We start from the raw sequence: 23653 nt of genomic DNA, 5'->3' as shown, positions 1-23653 counted from the left end.
GATGAAAAAAATATTATTGTTTCTCTTTTTATTAAGCTTTTGTTCTCTTTCTGCGCAAAAGAAAGGTGAATATAGTAACTATAAAATAGATGGATATAGACCCATATGGTTCGATCTGGGCCAGAAATCCGAATATGGTTCTAAATATTCAGGAGGGCTGGGAACTTATACGGTAAAGCATAACCCAATGGCTATATACTCCCCGGAAACCAATAAAACATTTTTTGTTTTTGGTGGAACTATTGATAAGAATGAGAGGTATCTACTTTGTATGATAGGTTGTTATGACCATGCAACAGGTAAAGTCTGTAAGCCGACAGTCGTTTATGATAAACAAGGCGTAGATGACCCACATGATAATCCTGCTCTTTTGATTGACGAGAAGGGATATTTATGGGTCTATGTTGCAGGACGGGGAAATCATCGCCCCGGATTTATATATAAGAGTGTGAAACCTTATGATATTTCAAAGTTTGAATCGACAGGTTTTAAAGATATAATGGCTTATCCTCAGCCTCGCTTGGTGGAAGGACAAGGGCATTTTATGTTTTGTACCCGTTATGATGGTGTTCGGCGATTGTTTTACCGAACTTCTCCAGATGGATTACAGTGGAGTGATTATCATCAGATTGCATCCATTATTCCGGAGGGAGAAAACAAGTCTGGACATTATCAGATTACAGGTCAGTATGGAAATAAACTGGTGACGACTTTTAATCGTCATAAAAACGGAGATTGTGATACTCGTACAAATATGTATTATTTGCAAACAGTAGATTTTGGGAAAACTTGGACTCTGGCCGATGGTACTCCAATTGAGTTACCGATTGTGGATAAAGACAGTCCGTGTCGGGTTATAGATGCTGAATCAAAAGGGCAAAATCTTTATATTAAAGATGTTAATTTTGATAAGAACGGGAATGCAATAGTACTGTATTTAACCAGTTATGGTCATTTACCAGGGCCTAAACATGGGCCTCGCGAATGGTTCGTTGCCTACTGGACAGGTAGAGAATGGGTACAATATCCGATTACGACCTCAACTCATAACTATGATTCAGGAAGCCTTTATGTGGAGGGGGATCTTTGGAGAGTCATAGCCCCGACTGGAATAGGACCTCAACATTGGGGTACTGGTGGAGAAGTTGAATCATGGATAAGTACGAATGCAGGTAAAACATGGGAAAAAGAGCGTGTATATACGAAAGATAGTCCTCGTAATCATTCGTATATGCGTCGTCCGGTAAATGCGATAGATCCGTTCTATACATATTGGGCAGATGGAAATCCTGATTGTCTGAGTATATCAAACTTTTATTTTGCCGATTCGAAGGGCCATGTTTATCGTCTACCTTATAATATGAGGGAAGAATGGGAAAGGCCTGAATATGTAGATTATGCATCTAATCTATCACATCTGGATATTCAAAATAATGCTCATTTATTTAAGAAGAATTATATTAGGAAGATGATGATTAAAGTAACAGACTGGCAGTTAGAACACCCTCGGCATAAACAAACGGATTGGACGAATGGAGCTTTTTATGCAGGAGTGTATGCTGCATGGGAGACAACTCTTTCTAAAAAGATATATAATGCAATGATGGCAGTAGGGAATGATTCAACTCAGTGGCAACCAGGGAAACGTTGGTTTCATGCAGATGATATAGCAATCAGCCAGATGTATATTGATTTATATCGTAAAGAGAAGCGTCCTGAAATGTTAAAGGCTACTATTGATGCGTTAGCACGTTTTCAAAAAGAACCTTATCCGACCTCGGGGAAAAAAGATATAATAAAATGGTGGTGGTGTGATGCTTTATTCATGGCACCTCCAACATTAGTAAAATTGGGGATTGTAACAAATGATAATTCGTATTTAGAATATAGTGATAAATGTTTTAAAGAGTGTTATGATTTACTGTACAATAAGAAAGAACATCTTTTTGCTCGTGATTTAGGATATGTTATTAAAGGGACTAAAGAGGATAGAAAGGAAGCTAATGGGAAATTGATTTTTTGGGGACGTGGCAATGGTTGGGTTATGGGAGGCTTGGTCCGCATATTACAAGAATTGCCTGCTAATTATCCGAAACGAAGCTTTTATGAACAATTATTCAAGGAAATGGCTGCTCGTATCGTCTCTTTACAACAGGCAGATGGTTTGTGGAGGGCGAGTCTCCTTGACCCGGAGTCTTACCCAGGAGGAGAAGTCAGCGGTTCTGGCTTTTTCTGCTACGCTTTAGCTTGGGGTGTTAATAGTGGATTATTAAAAGAAGAACTCTATTTGAATGCGGCGAAAAAAGCATGGATTGGATTAAATAGATGTGTAAATGAAGATGGGCGTGTTGGATGGGTACAACCAATTGGAGCGGATCCGAGGAAAAACTTTTCGGCAGATAGTTGGGAGGTTTATGGTTCCGGCGCTTTTTTATTAGCTGGAAGTGAAATGATACATCTGTCTAAGTAATTTTTTAAAGAGAGAGTGTCTTTTGTTTGTGTTATTGCGGACTTGACTCATTAGCTTAATAGTCACAAGTTAATGAGTCAAGCCTACAATAATATACATCGAAGATTTCTATAAAATTTCTGCCATATTTTCTAATCTCATAGAATGCGACCCCTTTATCAATATATAATACCCTTTCAGCGGATTCTTGCGCAGGGCTTCAATCAGTTCGTCCGTTGTGGTGAAGGTGGCGAAGTCGTTGCCGGCGGCTTTTTGGAAATGTTCGCCGCAGAGGAATACTTTGTCGTAGTTGCCTTCTTTGATGCGGGCGATGACTTCGGCGTGGAGCTCGTCGCTTGTCGGGCCCAATTCGCGCATGTCACCTAAAATTAATGCTTTGGGGGAAACGGGCATCGCGGCAAAATTGTCCAGGGCGACTTTCATGCTGCTGGGGTTTGCGTTATAGGCATCTATGATCAGTTCGTTCTTGTCGGTCTTTTTGAGTTGCGAACGGTTGTTTGTCGGTTCATAAGCGGCAATGGCGCGGCTGATGCGTTCTGCCGGGATCTTGAAGAAACGGCCGACGGCAACGGCTGCTAACGCGTTGTCCAGGTTGTAACCGCCGATCAGGTGGGTTTCCACTGTGTGGATTTTGCCCTGCTGTTTCCACTCGAAGGTCAGATACGGATTGCTGCTGACCACACATCCCCAGGCAAAGGCTGTGTCATCGGAACCATACGTGACTTGTTCGATCCCCTTGGCGATCTCCGTCAGGTATTTGTTGTCCTGGTTGATGAATATCTTGTTCTTTGTACGGCGTATATAATCATATAACTCACCTTTCGTCTTGATTATATTCTCGAATGAGCCGAAACCTTCCAGGTGGGCGCGGCCGACGTTGGTGATGATGCCGTAGTTCGGTTGTACGATATCCACAAGCTCTTTGATGTCGCCCGGATGGCTGGCACCCATCTCGATCACGGCCATCTCATGCTCATGCGTCAGGCGGAGCAGAGTGAGCGGTACACCGATCTGGTTGTTGAGGTTGCCTTCGGTGTAGAGCAGATTGTATTTTGTCGATAAGACTGCCGCCAACAATTCTTTGGTGGTCGTCTTCCCGTTTGTACCGGTGATGCCGATAATGGGACAGCCGATTGCTTTGCGGTGGCGGTGCGCCAATTGTTGTAAAGCTGTCAACACGTCGTCCACCAGGATCGTACGCTCTCCGATGAAATAGTCCGGGTTGTCTATTACTGCATACACGCAACCGGAGGCCAATGCCTTTTCTGCATATTGGTTGCCATCGAATTTCTCACCTTTCAGGGCAAAGAAGATGGAGCCACGCGGACAGTTACGGCTGTCTGTTGTTATTTTCGGATTGTGTATAAACAATTCATAAAGTACTGAAATAGTCATAGCATATTCTCCTTTGCAAATTCTATAAGAGTTATTTCGCGCAAATGTAGTGATTTAATGTATTTACCTTTATCTTTGCCGGAAAGAAAAATAAGAATGTTGCATAAAACGCTCAATATTAGAGGAACGCTTACCTCGCTCGAAACACCGTTGGTGATGGGAATATTGAATATCACGCCCGATTCTTTCTATGCCGACAGCCGGAAACAGACCGAGGCAGCTATTGAAGAACGCATACAGACGATTTTGTCCGAAGGAGGACAAATAATCGATATCGGGGGATATTCTTCGCGTCCGGATGCGGTGGAAGTTTCACCGGAAGAGGAGATGAGCCGGTTGGCTTTTGCTTTGAAGATATTAAACGCGCATTATCCCGATACGCCTTTGTCTGTCGACACCTTCCGGGCGGATGTTGCCCGCCGGTGCGTTGAGGAATACGGCGTTGCGATTGTCAATGATATTTCGGGCGGTGAGCTGGATCGCGAAATGTTCGATACGGTTGCCCGTTTGCATGTGCCTTATATCATGATGCATATGCGGGGTACTCCCCAGACGATGCAGCAGCATACGGATTATGCGGACATGATGGAGGAGATCATGTTGTATTTTGCCGCTAAAGTTCGCCGTCTCCGCCTGTTGGGTGTGAATGATATCATCCTGGACCCAGGTTTCGGCTTCAGCAAGACGGTGGACCAGAATTATGCTTTGATGAGCCATTTGCGCGAGTTCGGCGAGTTTGGCCTTCCCCTGCTGGTTGGTGTTTCCCGCAAGAGCATGATCTATAAATTTCTGGGCGGCACACCAGCCGACAGTCTGAACGGGACAACCGTTCTCAACACCTTCGCCCTGATGAACGGAGCGGATATTCTGCGGGTACATGATGTGCGGGCGGCGGTGGAAGCAGTGAAGATTGTTAATCAGTTGAAACAATAAAACTATGTGGATGAATTTCGGAGTAAAAGACCTGATCGATGTCTTGTTGGTGGCTTTCTTTTTGTATCAGACGTATAAGCTGATGAAGAATTCCGGAACATTAGCTATCTTTAGTGGGGTCGTGTCGTTTATCGTTGTCTGGATTCTGGTATCCCAGGTGCTGGAAATGCGTCTGATGGGAGCCATACTCGATAAGTTTATCAGTGTCGGTTTCCTGGTGCTGGTGATCCTGTTCCAGGATGAGATACGCCGTTTCTTAGTGGCGCTCGGTTCGCACCGGGGATGGAAATTCCTGGGAAAGATATTTACCAAGAAGAGCCATGAGAATGAAAACGAAGGGAAATTTATCGCTCCGGTTGTCCTGGCCTGTATGAATATGGCGAAGAAAAAGACCGGCGCCCTGATCTGTATCCAGCAGGATGTGGACCTGACCGTTTACGAGCATACAGGTGAGATGTTCAATGCCGATGTCAATGCCCGCTTGATCGAGAATATCTTTTTCAAGAACAGCCCTTTGCATGATGGGGCGATGATCATTGCCGATAACCGTATCAAGGCGGCAGGCTGTATTCTTCCGGTAGCCCAGAACGCCAACCTGCCGAAAGACATGGGACTCCGCCACCGTTCCGGACTGGGGATGTCGCTCGAGACCGATGCTTTGGTAATCATCGTTTCCGAAGAACGGGGCAAGATATCGGTAGCCCATAATGGCAAGATAGAAGTAAACGTCACAGCTGAAGACTTGCAACAAATCCTGTCGGGAGAGAAAGAAGTGACAAATTATTGTTAAATGTTCTGAAACTGGCAGGTCGGCTTATAAATATTTTGCCGGTTTTGCAAACTCCATATTACATTTTGCCTACTTTTGTACCCGATAACCGTGGTATCAAACTAACAACATAATAATAAAATAGATCTTCCGCTATGGACTTAATGCAAGAGATTATTGCACGCGCTAAAGCAAACAAACAGCGTATCGTTCTTCCCGAAGGAACAGAGGAAAGAACATTGAAAGCTGCCGACCGTTTAGTGGCCGACGGAGTTGCAGACATTATCCTGATTGGCAATCCCGCTGAAATCAACAGCCTGGCTGCTGAATACGGGCTGAACCACATTGGACAAGCTACTATTATCGATCCGAAGAATCACGAAAAGAAAGCCGCTTACGCCGACCTGCTTTTCCAGTTACGTCAGAAGAAAGGAATGACACCCGAAAAGGCTGCCGTTTTAGTAGAAGATCCTTTGTTTCTTGCTTGCCTGATGATTAAATCCGGTGACGCCGACGGTGAAATTGCCGGCGCACAGAACACTACCGGTAATGTTTTGCGTCCGGCTTTGCAGATCATCAAGACTGCTCCGGGCATGAGCTGCGTATCCGGTGCGTTCCTGATGTTTACAAAAACTCCGCAGTATGGAAAAGACGGTGTTTTAGTATTTGCCGACTGCGCCGTAATGCCGAACCCGACAGCTCCCGAACTGGCAAGCATCGCTATCGCCACTGCTGCTACGGCCCGCGATATCGTAGGTATGGAACCGCGTGTTGCCATGCTGAGCTTCTCTACAAAAGGCAGTGCATCCCACGAAATGGTGGACAAAGTTGTGGAAGCAACCCGCTTGGCAAAAGAAATGGCTCCCGAACTGAAGATCGACGGAGAGTTGCAGGCCGATGCCGCCCTGGTTGAGAAAGTAGCTTCCCTGAAAGCTCCGGGCAGTGAAGTAGCCGGACAGGCCAATGTCATGGTATTCCCGACTTTGGAAGTAGGTAATATCGCTTATAAGCTGGTTCAGCGCCTGGGTGGTGCGGAAGCCGTAGGCCCTATCCTGCAGGGTATGGCTGCTCCGGTTAACGACCTGTCCCGCGGTTGTTCCGTAGACGATATCTATAAGATGGTAGCCATTGCCTGCAACCAATCTATCGGTCTGAAAGCCGCAAAATAAAGATATATGGCCGTAGAGACGCACGGCCGTGCGTCTCTATACAATTAACATTTACGAATCATAAATCATAGAACATGAAAGTCTTAGTATTAAACTGCGGTAGCAGTTCCATCAAATATAAATTATTCGATATGACATCCGGCGAAGTGATGGCCCAGGGTGGTATCGAAAAGATCGGTTTGCCGGGCGCATTCCTGAAGCTGACCGACAAAGACGGAAAGAAAGTTGTGCTGGAAAAAGAGATTCCCGGCCATAAGGAAGGTATCGAATTTATCCTGAGCATTCTGACAGACAAGACATACGGCTGTATCAAAGAATATACGGAGATCGACGCTGTCGGCCATCGCGTGGTACACGGCGGCGAGAAGTTCGCTTCCAGCGTGAAGATCGACCAGGATGTGCTCAACAAAGTAATCGAATGTTCCGACCTGGCTCCGCTGCATAACCCGGCTAACCTGAAAGGCATCGACGCTATGGAAGCGCTGATCCCGGGTATTCCCCAGGTGGCAGTCTTCGACACAGCTTTCCATCAAACAATGCCGAGCAAGGCTTATATGTATGGTCTGCCGTATGAAATGTACACGAAATACGGTGTGCGCCGTTACGGTTTCCACGGGACAAGCCACCGTTATGTATCCCGCCGCGCCTGTGAAATCTTAGGTGTTCCTTACGAAGAACAGAAGATCATCACGGCTCACGTAGGTAACGGAGGTTCTATCGCCGCTGTCGATCATGGCAAGTGTGTCGATACTTCTATGGGACTGACTCCGGTGGAAGGTCTGCTGATGGGTACCCGTTGCGGGGATGTGGATGCAGGCGCTTTGTCTTTCATCATGGATAAGGAAGGTATGGACGGCGCAGGCTTGTCCGACCTGATTAATAAGAAGAGCGGTGTTGCCGGCCTTTCCGGTATCTCGTCCGATATGCGCGAGATCGAAGCGGCTGTTGCTGCCGGTAACGAACGTGCCATCATGGCATTGGATGTTTACAACTACCGTATCAAGAAATATATCGGTGCTTATGCGGCTGCCATGGGTGGTTGCGATATCCTGGTATGGACAGGTGGCGTAGGTGAGAACCAGTGGGCTACCCGTCGTGTCGTATGTGAAGACATGGAATACATGGGTATGAAGATCGACGTTCAGAAGAACGAAGGTATGCGTGGCGAAGAAATGGTTATCAGTACGCCGGACAGCAAGGTGACGATTATCGTCGTGCCGACCGACGAAGAGTTCATGATCGCTGCCGATACAATGGAAATATTAGATAAATAATTATTCTAATCCTCACAGCTTACAAAACATTAGGATTAGTGTTTAGACTGCCCCGACACCGGTTGGGGCAGTCTTTTTTTTGTCTGTTTGACACGTATTATCCGTTATTTGTTTATCTTTGGAAACTTCTTATTGATCGGGAAACCATTTAAATACAATATTATACCATGAAAGCTTGTAAGTTCTTACTCCTTTTATTGCTGGCAGCATGGCTGTTGCCGGAACGTGCCGAGGCACAGCAGACGATTTCCGCAGATGATTATCCGTTGTTGGGAGCGCAGGTCTTTATCGAACCCGGACAGACGGAGGAGGAGACGGAAGGCTGGTTCCGGACAATGCACGACAGCGGGATGTCGGTTTGCCGCATCCGTATGTTCGAATCGTATATGCGTAAACCCGGCGGTTGGGATTTCTCTCTCTTCGACCGTGCTTTCCGCTTGGCGGAGAAGTATGATATCAAGATTATCGGGACATTCTTCCCGCTGACGGACAAGACGGATATCGGAGGCTGGAAGTTTCCGGAGAGCCGTGCACAGTTGAATACCTTTGCCGAATATATCAAGCAGATGACGACTCATTTCAAACAATTCAAGTCTTTGTATGCCTGGGTGCTGATCAATGAACCGGGCGGAGGGCTGAAAGATAACGAGTTCTCACGCCAGATGCGCCGGGAGTGGAACAGACAGCATCCGCAGGCGGAATATCTGGAAAACGGATATCCGGTATTGGTCGATTTGCAGGATAAACGTTTCATGAACTACATGACGACCTGGATGCTCGGCTGGATCGCTTCCGAAGTGCGCAAGTACGATAAGAATATACACCTGCATGTCAATAATCATGCTATTTTCTCGAATATAACGGAATATAACTTCCCCGAGTGGCGCCGTTTCCTGAACAGCCTGGGCGGTTCGGCTCATGCCAGCTGCATTTTACCCTTTTCCCGCGCGAAGAATACAGCTTAGCGATGTCTGCCGACTGCGAACTGCTGCTGTCCGGTGCCGGGAAACTGCCTTGGCTGATGACGGAGGTGCAGGGAGGAAACAATACTTATAGCGGTGCCCGTGCCATGTGCCCGACAAAGGAAGAGATCACACAATGGCTCTGGATCGTGATGGGGACGGAAGGGAAAGGCGCGATCTTCTGGTCGCTTAACCCGCGTGCATCGGGCATCGAGTCGGGAGAATGGGCTTTGCTCGACTTCCAGCACCAGCCTACGGATCGGGTGGCTGCCGTTGCCGAGGTCGGCAACTGTCTGAAACAGCATAAAACGCTCTTCTCGGAGGCGAAGAAACTGGATCCGGGAATCAGTATCGTCTATATCCGCGAGTCTCTCTGGACGGAGGATATTGTTTCGAAGGGAACGCCTGCCGCCGAAGACGGGCGTATCATGTGTATGACTAATATGCTGGGCTATTTCAAAGCCTTGTCCGGGAGTGGCATCACCCCGAATCTGAAGGCGTTTGAGGAATATGATTTCAGCCGTCCGGACTATACGGGGCAAACGATTATCCTGGCCCACCAGATTGCAGTGCCTCTTTCATACGTCCCGTTGTTAGAGTCTTTCGTCCAAAAGGGCGGAAAACTGATTGTAGACGGAATGACCGGTTTCTACGATGGGGATGTCCATAACCAGATGTTGACCGGTTTCTCTCTAAAGAACCTCTTTGGCGGCTGTATCTCCGAGTTCAAACGGATCGACACTCCTTACCTGTACCGCCTGAAAGGATACGAACAGCCTGTTCCGGGATATGGTTGGAAGGGACTTATCCGTACGGATAAAGGCGCTGAAACGATTTGCGGGGAAGGAGAGCTTCCGCTGGCATCCCGCTTTGCTTACGGGAAAGGAGAAGTTGTCTGGGTTCCGGGTCTGTTGGGTAGCGGTGCCTGGAAAGGGGACGCGCGCCACTTGCCGGCTGGGTGCGGCAGGAGTGCAATACGGACCGCTTGCCCTGTTCCTTCAAAACCTATTATAAAGACGTCCTGATGAAGGTGTCTGAGACGAAAGACGCTTATATCGCTGTGGTCGTCAATAAATCAGGCGCTTTGCAAACGATCGCTTTACAGACGGATGGTAAGAAGCGCCCGTCAGAAGTCCTTTTTGCCGATAAAAACGGTTCGATAGACGGTGATATCCTGACTGTCCATCCGGAGGAAACATTGGTTGTTTGCTGGAAAAAATAGTATTCGGACTGCGGGATTATGGCTCCCGTCCCGTTTTTTTTCGCTCCCGTCCCGTAAAATATGGCCCGTGAGCCGTTGTTCGAAAGGATGCCTACCCTTTTCGTAAGCGATGCTAACCTTTTTCAGAAGCGATGCCGGTCCTTTTTTCAGGAAGTCTGCTCCGCCTCGAACTGCTCCATAAAGAGGTTTTCGCCGTCCCATACGATGTATGAGAAGAGATGCATCCAGTCTCCGGCAATCAGGAGGCGGGACGTGCGCGAGAGCATCAGGTCGAGCATGATGTGGCGGTGGCCGAAGATAAAGAAGTTGATGTCGGGATGCGTTTTAAGATATTCCTTTGCAAAAAGGACCATGTATTCGTGCTCCTCTCCCTGGTATTCGGCCGCTTCGCTTGTCCGGTGCTTCTTCAATCCGCTTTTGCGGCTGCTGAGCGACCAGCCGAGGGCGAAGCCGAATGTCCATCGGGGATGGATGCCCGCATACAGCCATTGGCAGAATTTATTGCGGAAAAGGGTACGGATAAAGCGGAATGCCTTGCTGCGGTAGTCGACCTCGTCACCGTGTCCGAGGAAGAAGCGTTTGCCCAACAGGTCAACCGTGAGTACGTCCCGGTGGATGATGGCTCCGATCTCTTTCGGCAGATAGTCGAACATCCAGATATCGTGGTTGCCGATAAAGATATGGATTTCCACCCCGCTGTCCGACAACTCCGCCAGCTTGCCAAGGAAACGGACGAAGCCTTTGGGCGCGACATATTTGTATTCGTACCAGTAGTCGAACATATCCCCCAGGAAATAGATTGCTATCGCCTCGTCCTTGATGCTGTCCAACCAGCGTACCAGTCTCTTTTCGACGGCAAGCGGGTCTTTATGGAAACGGGCGCCCAGATGGGCATCCGAAGCAAAATATATTTCTTTCGAAGGGAATCCATGTTGCTACCGGGTGTATATTATAAGAAACCCAATTCCAGTTTAGCCTCTTCAGACATCATATCCTTGTCCCATTCGGGTTCGAAAACAAGGTTTATTTCCACATTATTCACGCCATCGACGGATTCGATCTTCATGCGGACGTCTTCAATGATGAAGTCGGCAGCCGGGCAATTGGGGGCGGTGAGGGTCATGTCGATGCGGACGTTCTTCTCATCGTCAACCTCTATATTATAGATCAGGCCAAGATCGTACACGTTCACCGGAATCTCCGGGTCATACACGGTTTTAAGCATGGCGACAATCGCTTCTTCTGTTTGGAGGAATTCGTTGTTCATCTTTGTTCAATTTGAATGCAAACGTACAAATAAATTGTCAATTGTTCAAAGTTTTCCTTCGTCCGAATAGCTGTAATAGCTGCCGTCGCCGATGACGATATGGTCCAGCAGGTTGATGTCGACCAGCCGGGCAGCGCTTTTAAGTCGTTGCGTCAACTGGTCGTCCTCCCGGCTGGGACGGATGCTTCCCGAAGGATGGTTGTGGCAGAGGATGATACTTGAGGCGAGCGCAGTGATTGCCGCTTTTAGTATCAGGCGCAGGTCGGCGGATGTTTCACTTGTCCCTCCCTGGCTGATTTTGACCTTTTCGATGACTTGGCAAGAGCGGTTGACCAGTACGGCCCACAGTTCCTCGTGCGGAAGGTCGCAGAGCAGGGGATGAAGGAGGCGGAATGTGTCGTGGCTGCTCCGGATTTCCGGGCGTTGGATGTGATCGCAGCTCCCGCGGCGTTTCCCCAATTCGAGTGCCGCATTGATGGTGATCGCTTTTACCTGTCCGATGCCTTTAAATTTGGACATCAGTTCTTTGACGGAAAGTTTACCTAAAGCATTCAGGTTATTATCGACGGAGAAAAGGATACGTTGTGATAGTTGGACAGCCGTTTCATGGCTGTTTCCTGAACCGATCAGGATGGCAAGCAGTTCGGCATCGCTAAGAGACGCAATACCTTTCAGTAACATTTTTTCGCGCGGCCGGTCTTCTTCGGCCCATTCTTTTATTTTCATAGCAAGACTTTATTAATTGACAATTGACAATTAAATGCGGGAAACTGCAAATTCTTAATTGTCAATTGTCAATTGTCCATTGTTATCGGATACGTCCTACATAAGAACCGTCCTGTGTGTTGATTTCTATCGTTTCGCCTTCTTCGATGAACAAAGGAACGCGAACTTCCGCACCTGATTCAACCGTAGCCGGTTTCAGTGTGTTGGTTGCTGTATCGCCTTTGATTCCCGGTTCGGTATAAGTCACCTTCAGCTGAACCTTTACAGGCATATCTGCGAACAGGACTGTTTCGGTCGAAGCGTCTGAAACAACGTCTACCATCTGGCCTTCGATCATGAAGTCTACACCGTTGATCAAGTCTTTGTCGATGATCACGTCGTCATATGTTTCCTGGTTCATGAAGTGATAGTGTTCACCTTCCTGATATGTGTATTGGTACGGGCGACGTTCTACGCGTACGTCTTCCAGTTTTTCACCGATGTTGAAACGACGTTCGATCTGACCGCCTTTTACAACGTCTTTCAGAGTTGTACGCATAATCGTATTACCTTTTCCCGGTTTTACGTGAAGAAAATCGACGCAGAAATAGAGTTTACCGTCCAGACGGATACATGTTCCTTTCTTAATGTCCTGTGAATTAATCATACTTATGTGCTTTATATTATATATTGTTAATTTATCTCGTGATGGATTTTGGGTGCAAAAGTAGTGTTTTCCTCTTAAAGTAACAATAAACTTCTGCTTTTTTATTTGGAAATGGGTTGCAAATCAGTTTGATATGATTCACGATGAGCATGAGTCAGGTGATGATCTGCTTAGAATAGCGAGATAATAAAACTGATAACCGGGACGAGAATTGCCGTCATAATACCCATCAACCCGATTGCCAGTCCGCTCAACGCTCCTTCCACGGCCCCGATCTGGATCGCTACGGATGTCCCGACGCCATGCGAAGAGGCTCCTAACGCCAACCCTTTGGCTATGCGGCTTTCAATGCCTAACACCTTCATGACGAACGGCCCGACGATGCTGCCGAATATCCCGACTGCGACCACGATAACTGCCGTCAGCGAAGGAATGCCTCCCGATTTCTCGGCAATACCCATCGCAATAGGCGTCGTAACCGATTTCGGTTCGAGAGTGGCAACCAATGCCGCGTCCGCTCCCATCAGTTTGCCGATAACGATGACGCTGACAATCCCGATAATCGCTCCTACAAAGACGGAGGTCAGGATCGAAATGACATTCCCCTTCAGATACTGGATTTGTTCGTAAAGCACATATCCGAGCGCCACGACCGACGGCCCTAACAGGAAATGAATCAGGTGGCTGCCTTTCTGGAAGGATTCATATTCGATATTCATCGTCTTCAGTACGACGATAATGACCAAGATGGAAGTGATAAGCGGATGCAGCAGGCTGATACGCGTTTTCCTGTAGAGCGCCAGCGATGCGAGGTAAGTGCCAATCACTAACGTAAGGGAAAAGACCTCCGACTGTGCCAGGTTATTCATCATTTGTCGGCCTCCTTCCCTAATTTTTGCTGGATGAGAGCCACGCTGGCGATTACTAATATCGTACTGACAACGGATGCCGTAACGATCACAACCCAGTATTTGGAGATAATACCCAACGAATTCATCAGGCCTACGCCCGCCGGAAGGAAAAACAATCCCATATTCTCGGTCAGGAGCGTCGAGAGTCTCTTTACTTTATTCGGCTTGACGGCTTTGAATGCCAACGCTAAAAATAACAATACCATCCCGATTACGCTGCCCGGAATGAACCCGTCGATGAAATAACTGATAAACTCTCCTGTAAAATAGAAGAAGAGAATGTAAAATGCTTCTATTAGCATGTCTTTACTGTCTTTTTGATAACCTGCCGCAAAGATAATACCTATGTCGTAAATATGTTCTACAACATAGGTTATTTAACTATCCGGCCAGCGTAGACGAGATAAACATGTAAATCATCATCCCGATAATGTCGTTTGTAATGGTGATAAAAGGTCCGGTCGCCAGAGCCGGATCGATCTTCAGCTTGTCGAGTGTCATAGGCACTAACGTCCCGAAGATACTGGCGAACATCACGACGGCAAACAGACTGAGGGAGACGGAAGCCGTAATAGCCCGGTCGCCTAACATAAAGAAGTTATAAATGAATACGACCAGGCTGATGATGCTGGCATTAATCAAGGAGACAACCGCTTCTTTCAGTATCTGGGGTACGATATTCCCTTCTTTCAAGCTGTTGTTAGCCAAGCCTTGTACCACGATAGCGGAAGATTGAATCCCGACGTTACCGCCGGTTCCACCGATAAGCGGGATGAAGAGTGCCATTTTAGGATTGACGGCAAAGTTGCCTTCGAAGTTCCCTAATATGAGGGAGTTGCCGATGCCGCCTATCATACCGATCAACAGCCAGGGAAGGCGGGCGGCTGTCTGGGTAAAGACGTTGTCCGAAGTCTCCACGTCCTGCGAGATACCGGATGCCAACTGGTAGTCACGTTCGTGTTGTTCGCGGACTTCATCCATGACGTCGTCGATGGTGATGCGTCCGACCAGTCGTCCGATGCTGTCGACAACCGGCAGGGCTACAAGGTCGTATTTCTCGATCGTCTCGGTCACCTCTTCGATGCTGTCGCTGTCGCGGACGGAGATCGGGTCTTTCTTCATCACGTGCTTGATCTTCGAGACGGAAGGATTGGTGATCAGTTTCTGGAGCTGGAGCACTCCGCGCAGGCGTTCGTCGTCGTCTACTACATACACATAATAGATCTCGTCCATGTCTTCGGCTTGTTTGCGCATCTCGTCGATACATTTGGGCATACTCCAATTCTCGTTTACCACGATCATTTCCGTACCCATCAAACCGCCGGCAGTGTCTTCGTCGTATTTCAACAGGTCGACGATGTCTCCGGCCTGTTCCACGTCTTCGATGTGCGAAAGAATCTCTTCCTGGGTGTCTTCGTCCAACTCGCGCATCAGGTCTACGGCGTCGTCGGTCTCCATATTGTCCACGAAGCGTTTGGCAATCAGTTCGTTCGGAAGTTCTTTCAGTAACTTGTGACGGTCTTCTTCGTCCAGTTCCATCAGCACATCCGCCGCCTTTTCGCCATCCATCAGAAGATAAAGGTAGATCGCCTCCTGCAGGTTCAGTTCCTGATACAGTTCGGCGATATCGGCCGGATATAATTCATCCAGTGTCTCCTTGATCTTTGCGTCATCCTTCTCAGAGATGATGCCTTTCAGATTCTCTATATATTCTTTCGTCAGTTCAATCATTTCTCTGCCTATTTAGAAGATGAACAACTTGCTTATTTCAAATTCCGTTCCGTTATCAACGTCAGCTCCACAAACTGTTCTACCGACAACTGCTCCGGCCGTTTGTCGAAGATCGGGAGCTGGTAATCGGGGCAGTCTTTGCCTAATAGCGGTTTCATCGAATTGCGCAACGTTTTGCGGCGCTGGTTGAAAGAGGTCTTGACAACCGTTTTGAAGAGCTTTTCGTCGCATCCCAATTCCATCCGGTTGTTGCGCACCATCCGTATCACCGCGCTTTTGACCTTTGGAGGCGGATCGAATACTTTCTCACTGACGGTAAACAGATATTCCACTTCGTACCAGGCTTGCAGCAGGACACTCAGGATACCGTATGTCTTACTGCCCGGACCGGCGGCAAGGCGTTCGGCCACCTCTTTCTGTATCATGCCCGAACAGCAGGGAATATGTTCTTTATAATCGAGAACCTTGAAAAATATCTGGCTGGATATATTGTACGGATAATTGCCGATCACGCAGAACTGACTGGCAAACAACTTGCTGAGATCCAGGCGCAGAAAGTCTTCCGCCAGTATCTTGCCTTCTAAGGCCGGAAAGTTCTGTTCGAGGTAATCGACCGATTCCAGGTCCAGCTCGACCACTGTCAGGTCGTGTCCTTTTTCCAGTAAGAATTGGGTGAGGACGCCCATACCCGGGCCTATTTCCAGTACAGGCAACTGCTTGTAGTCGGACAATGTATCTGCAATGCGTTCAGCTATTTGCAGATCTTTCAGGAAATGTTGTCCTAACGCTTTCTTTGGCTTAACTAATCTCATCCACTTCTTTGGTGTATAGTTGTGTTCGTATTTAAATATAATGCTTATCTTTGCAGGCGTACAAAAATACAACAAATAATTTAAAGTCAATCTACGCATAATGGATTTTAAAGTAATTCTACGCACGTTTCTCAAGATCATCCTCCCGCTTGCTTTCGGTTGTTTACTGCTCTGGTATTTGTATAGTAAGATGGATCTTGGCGAGATATGGAACGTGATCCGCAAAGGCGTCCGTTACGAAATCATCCTCTTTTCGCTTCTGTTCGGCTTAGGAGCCAATATCGTCCGCGGCTTGCGTTGGGGGTTGCTGATCCGTTCGCTGGGCGATAAGGTGAAGACAAGCAATGTCATTTACGCCGTCCTCGGCAATTATGCCGTAAACCTTGTCCTGCCGCGCGTGGGCGAAGTCTGGCGCTGCGGCATGATCACCAAATATGACAAGATTCCGTTTACCCGCCTGTTGGGCACTTTGCTGATCGACCGTGTGAGCGATACGATCATGGTCGGGCTGATCACTATGTCTATCGTCGTGTTCAATTTCGGCTTCTTCCAGAGTTTCTTTGCGAAGAACCCCGCCTTGCTGGACGGTTTCCAGTCGATGTTCAATTCGATATGGATTTACGTGGCGGCAGTAATTTTTATCGCCGGAATTTGGTTTATATTCACATATATGAGTAACTTTACGCTGGTGAAGAAAGCGAAGTCGATGTTGCAGAACGTCTGGGACGGAATGAAGAGCATCTGGCTGATGAAGCGGAAAGGTCTTTTTGTGATTCAAACGTTACTGATCTGGACAGGCTATTTCCTGTACTTCTACATCACTTTCTACGCATTCGACTTTACCCGCGACCTGGGTGTGACAGTCGGGCTGATCGCTTTTACAATGAGCAGTATCGCAGTGGCTGTGCCCGTTCAGGGAGGCATCGGACCGTGGCATTTTATGGTGATCGCCACCCTGATGTGCTTCGGAGTAAAGGAAACCGATGCAGCGGCTTTCGCCCTGGTCGTACACACGGTGCAGACGCGTGGCTCGGACTTACAGGGCTGTTTGGCGTGGTGGTTTTGCCGTTCACGAACAAGGAAGCCCCGGTTGCTGTTAATGATAATACTATTGCATAAAAATAAAAGTAGCACAAATTAAATTAAACTTCTATGTCAGCAGAAATCAAAAATCTTTCTCCGCAGCCTGTCTGGGGTTATTTCTATGACCTTACGCAAATTCCTCGTCCGACCGGACACATGGAGGCTGTAACCCGTTTTATGGTAGCTTTTGGTAAAGGATTGGGATTGGAAACCCTGCAAGACGAAGTGGGAAACGTTTTGATTCGTAAACCGGCATCTCCGGGAATGGAAGGACACAAAACCGTAACCATGCAGTCTCATCTGGATATGGTTCCGCAGAAGAACTCTTCAGTAAAACACGACTTTCTAACCGACCCGATCGATGCTTACATAGATGGAGACTGGGTGAAAGCCCGCGAAACGACATTAGGCGCCGATAACGGTATGGGTGCCGCTTTTGCGATGGCAGCCCTTGCCGACAAGACGTTGAAACATGGTCCGCTGGAAGCCCTTTTCACCATTAATGAAGAAGTGGGGATGGACGGCGCCGTCGGCTTGAAACCGGGTTTCCTGAAAGGTGAGATCCTGTTGAACTGCGATTCCGAAGAGGAAGGCGAATTGTTTGTCGGTTGTGCCGGTGGCGCAGACCTGAACGTGTCTATGCAATTTAAGGAAGATACATATATTCCGGAAGGTGATGTCGCTGTAAAGATCAGCCTGACCGGTTTGAAAGGCGGCCACTCCGGTGTCGATATCCATTTAGGACGTGCGAATGCCAATAAGCTGATGTTCCGTTTCCTGAAAGAGGCGGTACGCGATTATGGTGCGCGTCTGTCGTCTGTCGATGGCGGCTCGTTGCGGAATGCGATTCCTCGCGAGGCTTTTGCTGTCATTACGATTCCCGGCGACAATGTGGAAGCCTTTGGGAATTTGTATCCGATTATCAGGAAATGTATCGTACCGAATATAAAGGTATTGAAGATAATGTCAATTTCGTAGCAGAAATGACCGATATGCCGGCGACTCTGATCCCCGAAGAAATCCAGGACGACCTGATCAATGCGATCGAAGGTTGTCAGAACGGCGTTATCAGTATGTTGGCCGATTTCCCGGGAACAGTGGAATCGTCTACAAATCTGGCAATCGTGAAGTCGTCGAACGAACTGATCGAAATCCAGATCCTGGTGCGCAGCTCTTCCGAGAGCCGCAAAGAAGCGGTTTGCTCCAGCCTGGAAAGCGTATTCGCGCTGGCAGGTGCCAAAGTGGAATATGACGGCGGCTACGGCGGCTGGCAACCGAATATCGATTCTCCGATCCTGAAGATCATGCAGCAAGCCTATCTGGACCTGTACGGCAAGAAACCGGAAGCAACCGTGATGCACGCCGGCCTCGAATGCGGCATTATCCAGGAAGCCTATCCGAACATGGATATGATCTCTATCGGCCCGGACCTGCAACATCCGCATTCTCCGGACGAACGGGTAAGCATTCCGTCCGTTGCCCGCACATGGGATTTCATTGTTACGACGCTTGCAAGAATATAATATAATTAGGAGAGGATGTGTCCCCGCGCTCGACGCGGGGCCGCAACATCTCTCTGCCATACTTTCCTTAATAAATCTCCTCACACTTCACTGTATTCCATCTCCGGAATTTTAGTTTCACGTATCTTTTTCTTTGAAACTTTTGTTTCAAACAGTTTCTTCATTTGAAACTTTAGTTTCATGCCGATGGAACTTTAGTTTCCTCGGACGAAAATTTAGTTTCCTGCCGTGAAACTTTAGTTTCGACCGCAGACACTTTAGTTTCAATGACTGTCTTTATTTTTGGATAAATATCCGGCTTGATAGGGGCTAAAAAGGGCTGTTTTGGGCGGTTATCTGCAAAAAGGCGTCTTTTTGCATTTTAGCGGTTTTCGTAATGTCTTGATTAATAGTAATGTACTAATTTATATAATGTACGCGTAAAAGGGCTGTTTTAGGGGGTAAAACAGATATAAAATTGAATATAAAGTGTTGAATTTTAAAAAGATAGGAGGCTGTTCGGTAATGACTAATGAAAACGTACGTTTAAATTCGTCATTTTTCAGCTACAAAAATACATATACTTTTTAAACCTGCAATCCTTTCCGCAAAGATTTTTCTTTTTCTATATTGTTTCTTATCAATTAGATAGCTTAACTTGTACGAAATTACACCTTTTCAACACGAACCTCCGACACCCTCCCGAAAAATGACTAAAAAAAACGTACGTTTTCTCTCGTCATTTCGATAGACGATCCCAAGAAGGGACGTAAAGAACTGAATTTCATTATATATAGTATTATTAATTAAATTATTTAGATTATGAACAAAAGATTTTCTACTCTTTTGGCTGCCGTTCTGGTAGCCGGTGGATCGTCTTTCAACGCCTTCGCACAACTTAGTAGCGATGTTGAAAGTGGCGATTTCGCGTTCTTGGCAAAAACAGATGGTTCTGTGCTGTCTTTTGGTAAGGATGGAAATAACCCGAAATTGGCTTTTCTTGAAAAAAGTAGTGATATTTCTGGCTTTAAGGGAATAAAAAACTCTTTTTACAGTGAAAATGTATTTGATGGTATCAATGCTGCTCTTTGGCAGATTGAAGAAATCAAACCTTCTGATCCTGCAGGTGTTCCTGCTTATCGTTTTATCAATAAGAAGACACAGCAGGTTTTGGCGTTCGAATTGAAGAATGATAATAAGGCTAAGACTGGTGCAGATAAAAGTAATGCCCGAGTTTCTACTAAAGCATATGCTATTGCTGACGGTGGTAACGCTACTTGGGCATTGACTGATGCCGGTGTTCCCTATGTTGTTTCTGGTGACTCTGTGTTTACATTGACCGACGACTTTAAGCTTGTTTCTTATAAAGGTAAAGCTGTTGCAAGTGAACTTAACAGCATTCTTTCCAATGTAATGAAACTGGCTATCAGCCCGGTTACTGAAAGTATGGCATTGACAGAAAAGACTTTCAACCAGTTATTGACAGACGGGAAACTGTATTTCAATGGTGGTAAGGATGTTTCTTCTACAGAAAAGAACGTGTTGACAGCAAATAGCTGGGAAGCTCTTCCTTATGCTACTTCAGGTGCTACAGTTTCAGGAACTACTCAGTTCTTCTTGACAAACGGAAGCAAAGTAAAAGGTCATTCAAATGATCAGTCTGCAACAGGTGATGATGCCAGAATCGACAAAAAGTATTTCCTGGTTGTTGATACATTGTTTAATGATAAAGCCGGTAAGTATAATAAGTTGGCAGTCGATACAATCGGCTACGAACCGGAATTTAATGCTACCAAGGCATTAACAAATGCAGGAGATCTGGTAAAAGCAACAACAGACCGCAAACTTTTTGCAAAACGTTTGCCTGAAACAGCTGCTTTCTCTGCAACTTATTATGTAGGTAATGACTCTATTGCTTTGAAAGCGGTTGCTACTCCGAGCTATTTGATAAAAAATGCAGGTTCGGCTCCAACTGGAGACTTTTCTGCAACTATTTCAACAAATGAGGCAACAGAGGCTGTTGCGGCTTATAACACTGCTGCTGAAAATTTAGGAAAGTTAGAACTTTGTTGACTAACTGGGCTGCACAAGCTACTGCAGCTTCTACTTTTGGTGATACTTATTTTACGGTAGCTACTGGTGCGGTTGACGCTACTGGTGCGGGTGAAGAAACAGATGAGATCAAAAAAGGTTCAACATTGTTCGATCTTTATACAGCAGAAGCTTACACTATAGATAATAGTTCTGCTACTGTTGCTGCTAGAACAACTATCTTGGCTTTGGATAATTCAGGCAAAGGGGATGTTGCATCTACATATGTTGGTTCTGGTAAAACGATAACCGATGAGAAGACTGCTTTAGCTGCTGTAAATACAGCATTAAGTACTCTTCTTGCAAATTTGGTAAGCGCTTATAACGATTGGGTAAGTACTTGTACATCAGAAGGAAGAAATTCTACTTTTGCTGCTACTATAGTAGATGGTAAGGTTGTTATTGCTAACGATGGAGTATTAGGCTTAGTTATTGCTGCAAATTCAGCAAATGTTACAGAAGTTACTACATTAACAACAGCTTTAACTGCTGTTACATATGAAGTAACTCCTGGTTCGGTAACTGAATATGAAGATATATTCTATGATGGAACAAAAGCTTTGCAATCTGTACCAGGTGGTGCAATCGCCCTTCGTAACCTTTCTTCTGTAGATGTATTGACTGTTACTGCTGTTTATGACGCTGCTGATCCTGAAGCTGCAGGTTATACTGAACCGCTGATTCAGCAGTATGCTACTGCTCCGTCAATGGGTGGTTCTGCAACAATCGATGTAACAAAGGTATATTATATTAAGGATATCCAGAAATACAGAGCTGGTGAAAAGAACAAGGGCGAAGGTCTGTTCTTGGATAAGAGCCCGGTTAATACAAGCTCTAACTATCTGGCTGCAGGTCAGGATTTCAATCCGTACACTCAATTCGTAGTTGAAAAAGCTGCTGGTGTAGATAAGGGTTATTATACAATTAAGAACCGTGCAACTAATAAAGTCTACAAATCAGGTTTGGCTGACCAGTTAGTAGGTGACAGCATCGTAATCGCTGGTGACTCTATCCAGTTGGTTGCTGCCGGAACTGAAAAGGCAAGCAAATTTATCGGATTCAAGAATATTGCTGATGTTGATTTGGTTAACAAGTCATTCAAGATCCACTCTGCTTCTCCTTATCTGAAAGATATGTTCCTGCATATGCAGAAAGACTCTACTTTGAAACTGGCTGAAGACGAAGTATTGTATGAACTGGAAGCTGCAACAGCTAAACCTGTTCAGTATGGTGCAAAAGTAAAAGACATTGAAGAGCTGTACAACCAGGCTTACTTCATCAAGAATAAGAAAGGTGAATATCTGACATTGAATGCTACAAAGACTCAGCTTGTATTAAGCAAGGATTCTTCTCTTGTTTATAATGTTGCAACAGCAACAAAAGCCCCGAAGAACGGTGCAATTGTAAAATATGCATTCTACTTCATCGCAACTGATGCTGCTGACAGCTATGTATTGGCTCCGGTTGAAACAGCAATTGAAGCGACTGCTGATAACAAGGGTTATAAGACAACTGTTCCGGCTGTAGGAAGCGCAGCATTCAAAGTAACTGTAAATGCTCAGACAGCTGTAATTGAACACTCAACTGCATTGACAACACTTAAGAATGACCTGTTCTTCGTAGGTGAAGAAGATACTCCTGCTTCTCTGATGACAATGCCTGAACACGTAACTGTTAAGGCTCTGAACAACGATTATGTAGCAATGGATTCTAAGAATAATGCTATTGTAGCCCGTGTTGGTGACGAACTGAAAGCAGCTACTATCACAGACTTTACATTCTGGTTGGATACAGCAAAATATGAAAATCAGGTTACTCCTTCTTACTATGTAACAAGAGGCGTTGCCGGTGTTGCTGGTGATGAAGAAACTGAAGCTGTTGCTGCTAAGAGACTGTACATGTACAATGCTGCTGACTCTGCTGCCGCTAATGCAGACGAAACTGTAAATCCGTTCGTATTCGGTGGTGAAACACGCGTAATCTTCCGCGAAGCTTCTATCATGGCTCAGGATACTCTGTTGGTTCCGGATGCTACAGCTAAGATCGACACGGTTGCTGCTGGTAATGGCACATCTAAAGATGGTTTGAAACATGCTGTTAAGGCTGGTGTTGCTAACTTCCAGTTCCAGTTTGTACAGGCTGACAAAAATGGTGCAATAGATGAATATTGCATTATGAATGGTGCAGGTAAATATGTACACAATTTGAATGGTGTATTGGTAATGGGTGCTAAGGATGATGCATTGGTTGTTAAAGTTGAAGCTGCTGAAGCTCCAACCGCTAACGAAGGTGTTGAAGTTTCTGAAGTAACAGTTATCGCTCAGAACGGCGCTGTAAGAATCGCTAACGCTGAAGGCAAGAAAGTTGTTATCACGAACATCTTAGGCCAGATAATTGCTAACACAGTCATCACTTCAAGCGACGCTGTAATCGCTGCTCCTGCCGGTGTAGTTGTTGTAGCTGTTGAAGGTGAAGAAGCTGTTAAAGCTATCGTTAAATAAAAACAGACATTAGGTAGAGGCGGAGTGGTTCTCCGTCTCTCTTAATCATATAATTCTATAATTTGCCGTGTAGCTCTTGAGCTAATTATCCTGTGACGGGTGAACAAGCGGTGAGTATTAATACTAAAGTAAAAAAGTTCATCTGCAAGTATCCCTGTGAAGAGAAAACGCAGACACAAAATGAAACCT

Annotated in this window: 19 protein-coding genes and 2 pseudogenes; 12 read left to right on the top strand and 9 right to left on the bottom strand. The window is 46.3% G+C overall.

Features of this window, described 5'->3' with window-relative positions:
• Window position 1: 1 nt before the first annotated feature.
• A complete protein-coding gene (locus DW083_RS22770; RefSeq protein ID WP_233552153.1) occupies window positions 2–2470 on the top strand; it encodes a glycoside hydrolase family 88 protein in 2469 nt (822 codons plus the stop codon).
• 108 nt (window positions 2471–2578) lie between these two features.
• Here the strand turns inward: DW083_RS22770 and murF are convergent, their stop codons facing one another.
• Window positions 2579–3865: a UDP-N-acetylmuramoyl-tripeptide--D-alanyl-D-alanine ligase gene (gene murF / locus DW083_RS10550; RefSeq protein ID WP_122332343.1), complete on the bottom strand. Its 1287-nt coding sequence runs from the start codon at window positions 3863–3865 to the stop codon at window positions 2579–2581.
• A 96-nt stretch (window positions 3866–3961) separates the two neighbouring features.
• Between murF and folP the strand changes: the two genes are divergently transcribed.
• The 7 genes from folP (at window position 3962) to DW083_RS22755 (ending at window position 10194) form a co-directional block, all read left to right on the top strand.
• Window positions 3962–4798 (top strand): dihydropteroate synthase, encoded by an 837-nt coding sequence (folP, locus tag DW083_RS10545; RefSeq protein WP_122332342.1) that lies wholly within the window; start codon window positions 3962–3964, stop codon window positions 4796–4798.
• A 4-nt stretch (window positions 4799–4802) separates the two neighbouring features.
• On the top strand, window positions 4803–5588 hold the full coding sequence (gene cdaA / locus DW083_RS10540) for a diadenylate cyclase CdaA (RefSeq protein WP_115499985.1): 786 nt from the start codon (window positions 4803–4805) through the stop codon (window positions 5586–5588).
• Between the two features lie 134 nt (window positions 5589–5722).
• Window positions 5723–6736, top strand: a complete 1014-nt coding sequence (pta, locus tag DW083_RS10535; RefSeq protein WP_115499986.1) for a phosphate acetyltransferase — start codon at window positions 5723–5725, stop codon at window positions 6734–6736.
• A 74-nt stretch (window positions 6737–6810) separates the two neighbouring features.
• A complete protein-coding gene (locus tag DW083_RS10530; protein WP_122332341.1) occupies window positions 6811–8010 on the top strand; it encodes an acetate/propionate family kinase in 1200 nt (399 codons plus the stop codon).
• Between the two features lie 167 nt (window positions 8011–8177).
• Window positions 8178–8975 (top strand): hypothetical protein, encoded by a 798-nt coding sequence (locus DW083_RS22765; protein WP_233552152.1) that lies wholly within the window; start codon window positions 8178–8180, stop codon window positions 8973–8975.
• Window positions 8891–9997, top strand: a complete 1107-nt coding sequence (locus DW083_RS22760) for a hypothetical protein (protein ID WP_233552151.1) — start codon at window positions 8891–8893, stop codon at window positions 9995–9997. The genes DW083_RS22765 and DW083_RS22760 overlap by 85 nt, the downstream gene beginning before the upstream one ends.
• A complete protein-coding gene (locus tag DW083_RS22755; RefSeq protein ID WP_233552150.1) occupies window positions 9997–10194 on the top strand; it encodes a hypothetical protein in 198 nt (65 codons plus the stop codon). The genes DW083_RS22760 and DW083_RS22755 overlap by 1 nt, the downstream gene beginning before the upstream one ends.
• Before the next feature lie 146 nt (window positions 10195–10340).
• On the opposite strand, the gene DW083_RS10520 is transcribed toward DW083_RS22755, so the two are convergent.
• The 8 genes from DW083_RS10520 to rsmA all read right to left on the bottom strand — a co-directional run bounded on the left by DW083_RS10520 (window position 10341) and on the right by rsmA (window position 16287).
• On the bottom strand, window positions 10341–11024 hold the full coding sequence (locus DW083_RS10520) for a UDP-2,3-diacylglucosamine diphosphatase (protein ID WP_370038999.1): 684 nt from the start codon (window positions 11022–11024) through the stop codon (window positions 10341–10343).
• 119 nt (window positions 11025–11143) lie between these two features.
• On the bottom strand, window positions 11144–11461 hold the full coding sequence (locus DW083_RS10515; RefSeq protein ID WP_115499990.1) for an SUF system Fe-S cluster assembly protein: 318 nt from the start codon (window positions 11459–11461) through the stop codon (window positions 11144–11146).
• A 45-nt stretch (window positions 11462–11506) separates the two neighbouring features.
• Window positions 11507–12187, bottom strand: a complete 681-nt coding sequence (radC, locus tag DW083_RS10510) for a DNA repair protein RadC (RefSeq protein WP_122332339.1) — start codon at window positions 12185–12187, stop codon at window positions 11507–11509.
• Between the two features lie 82 nt (window positions 12188–12269).
• Window positions 12270–12833 carry an elongation factor P gene (efp, locus tag DW083_RS10505; RefSeq protein WP_115499992.1) on the bottom strand — a complete coding sequence of 188 codons (564 nt, stop codon included), beginning with the start codon at window positions 12831–12833 and terminating at the stop codon, window positions 12270–12272.
• A gap of 170 nt (window positions 12834–13003) precedes the next feature.
• Window positions 13004–13702: an LrgB family protein gene (locus DW083_RS10500; RefSeq protein WP_122332364.1), complete on the bottom strand. Its 699-nt coding sequence runs from the start codon at window positions 13700–13702 to the stop codon at window positions 13004–13006.
• Window positions 13702–14046 (bottom strand): CidA/LrgA family protein, encoded by a 345-nt coding sequence (locus DW083_RS10495; protein ID WP_115499993.1) that lies wholly within the window; start codon window positions 14044–14046, stop codon window positions 13702–13704. The genes DW083_RS10500 and DW083_RS10495 overlap by 1 nt, the downstream gene beginning before the upstream one ends.
• Window positions 14047–14125: 79 nt before the next feature.
• On the bottom strand, window positions 14126–15475 hold the full coding sequence (mgtE, locus tag DW083_RS10490; RefSeq protein ID WP_115499994.1) for a magnesium transporter: 1350 nt from the start codon (window positions 15473–15475) through the stop codon (window positions 14126–14128).
• 32 nt (window positions 15476–15507) lie between these two features.
• On the bottom strand, window positions 15508–16287 hold the full coding sequence (gene rsmA, locus DW083_RS10485) for a 16S rRNA (adenine(1518)-N(6)/adenine(1519)-N(6))-dimethyltransferase RsmA (RefSeq protein WP_122332338.1): 780 nt from the start codon (window positions 16285–16287) through the stop codon (window positions 15508–15510).
• A gap of 100 nt (window positions 16288–16387) precedes the next feature.
• Here rsmA and DW083_RS10480 point away from each other — a divergent pair.
• The 4 genes and pseudogenes from DW083_RS10480 to DW083_RS23490 all read left to right on the top strand — a co-directional run bounded on the left by DW083_RS10480 (window position 16388) and on the right by DW083_RS23490 (window position 23464).
• Window positions 16388–17406: pseudogene (locus tag DW083_RS10480) on the top strand (lysylphosphatidylglycerol synthase transmembrane domain-containing protein).
• Between the two features lie 33 nt (window positions 17407–17439).
• Window positions 17440–18893 (top strand): annotated as a pseudogene (locus DW083_RS10475) (aminoacyl-histidine dipeptidase).
• An 801-nt stretch (window positions 18894–19694) separates the two neighbouring features.
• On the top strand, window positions 19695–20945 hold the full coding sequence (locus tag DW083_RS10470; RefSeq protein WP_147382125.1) for a hypothetical protein: 1251 nt from the start codon (window positions 19695–19697) through the stop codon (window positions 20943–20945).
• Window positions 20942–23464 (top strand): DUF6383 domain-containing protein, encoded by a 2523-nt coding sequence (locus tag DW083_RS23490; protein ID WP_158582108.1) that lies wholly within the window; start codon window positions 20942–20944, stop codon window positions 23462–23464. Before DW083_RS10470 ends, DW083_RS23490 begins: the two co-directional genes overlap by 4 nt.
• Window positions 23465–23653 lie beyond the last annotated feature (189 nt).

The sequence above is a fragment of the Parabacteroides sp. AF48-14 genome (assembly GCF_003477465.1).
In the GTDB taxonomy this organism is placed as follows: domain Bacteria; phylum Bacteroidota; class Bacteroidia; order Bacteroidales; family Tannerellaceae; genus Parabacteroides; species Parabacteroides acidifaciens.
Note: the sequence above shows the minus strand (reverse complement) of the source record. Positions and strands in the feature narration are given on the sequence as shown.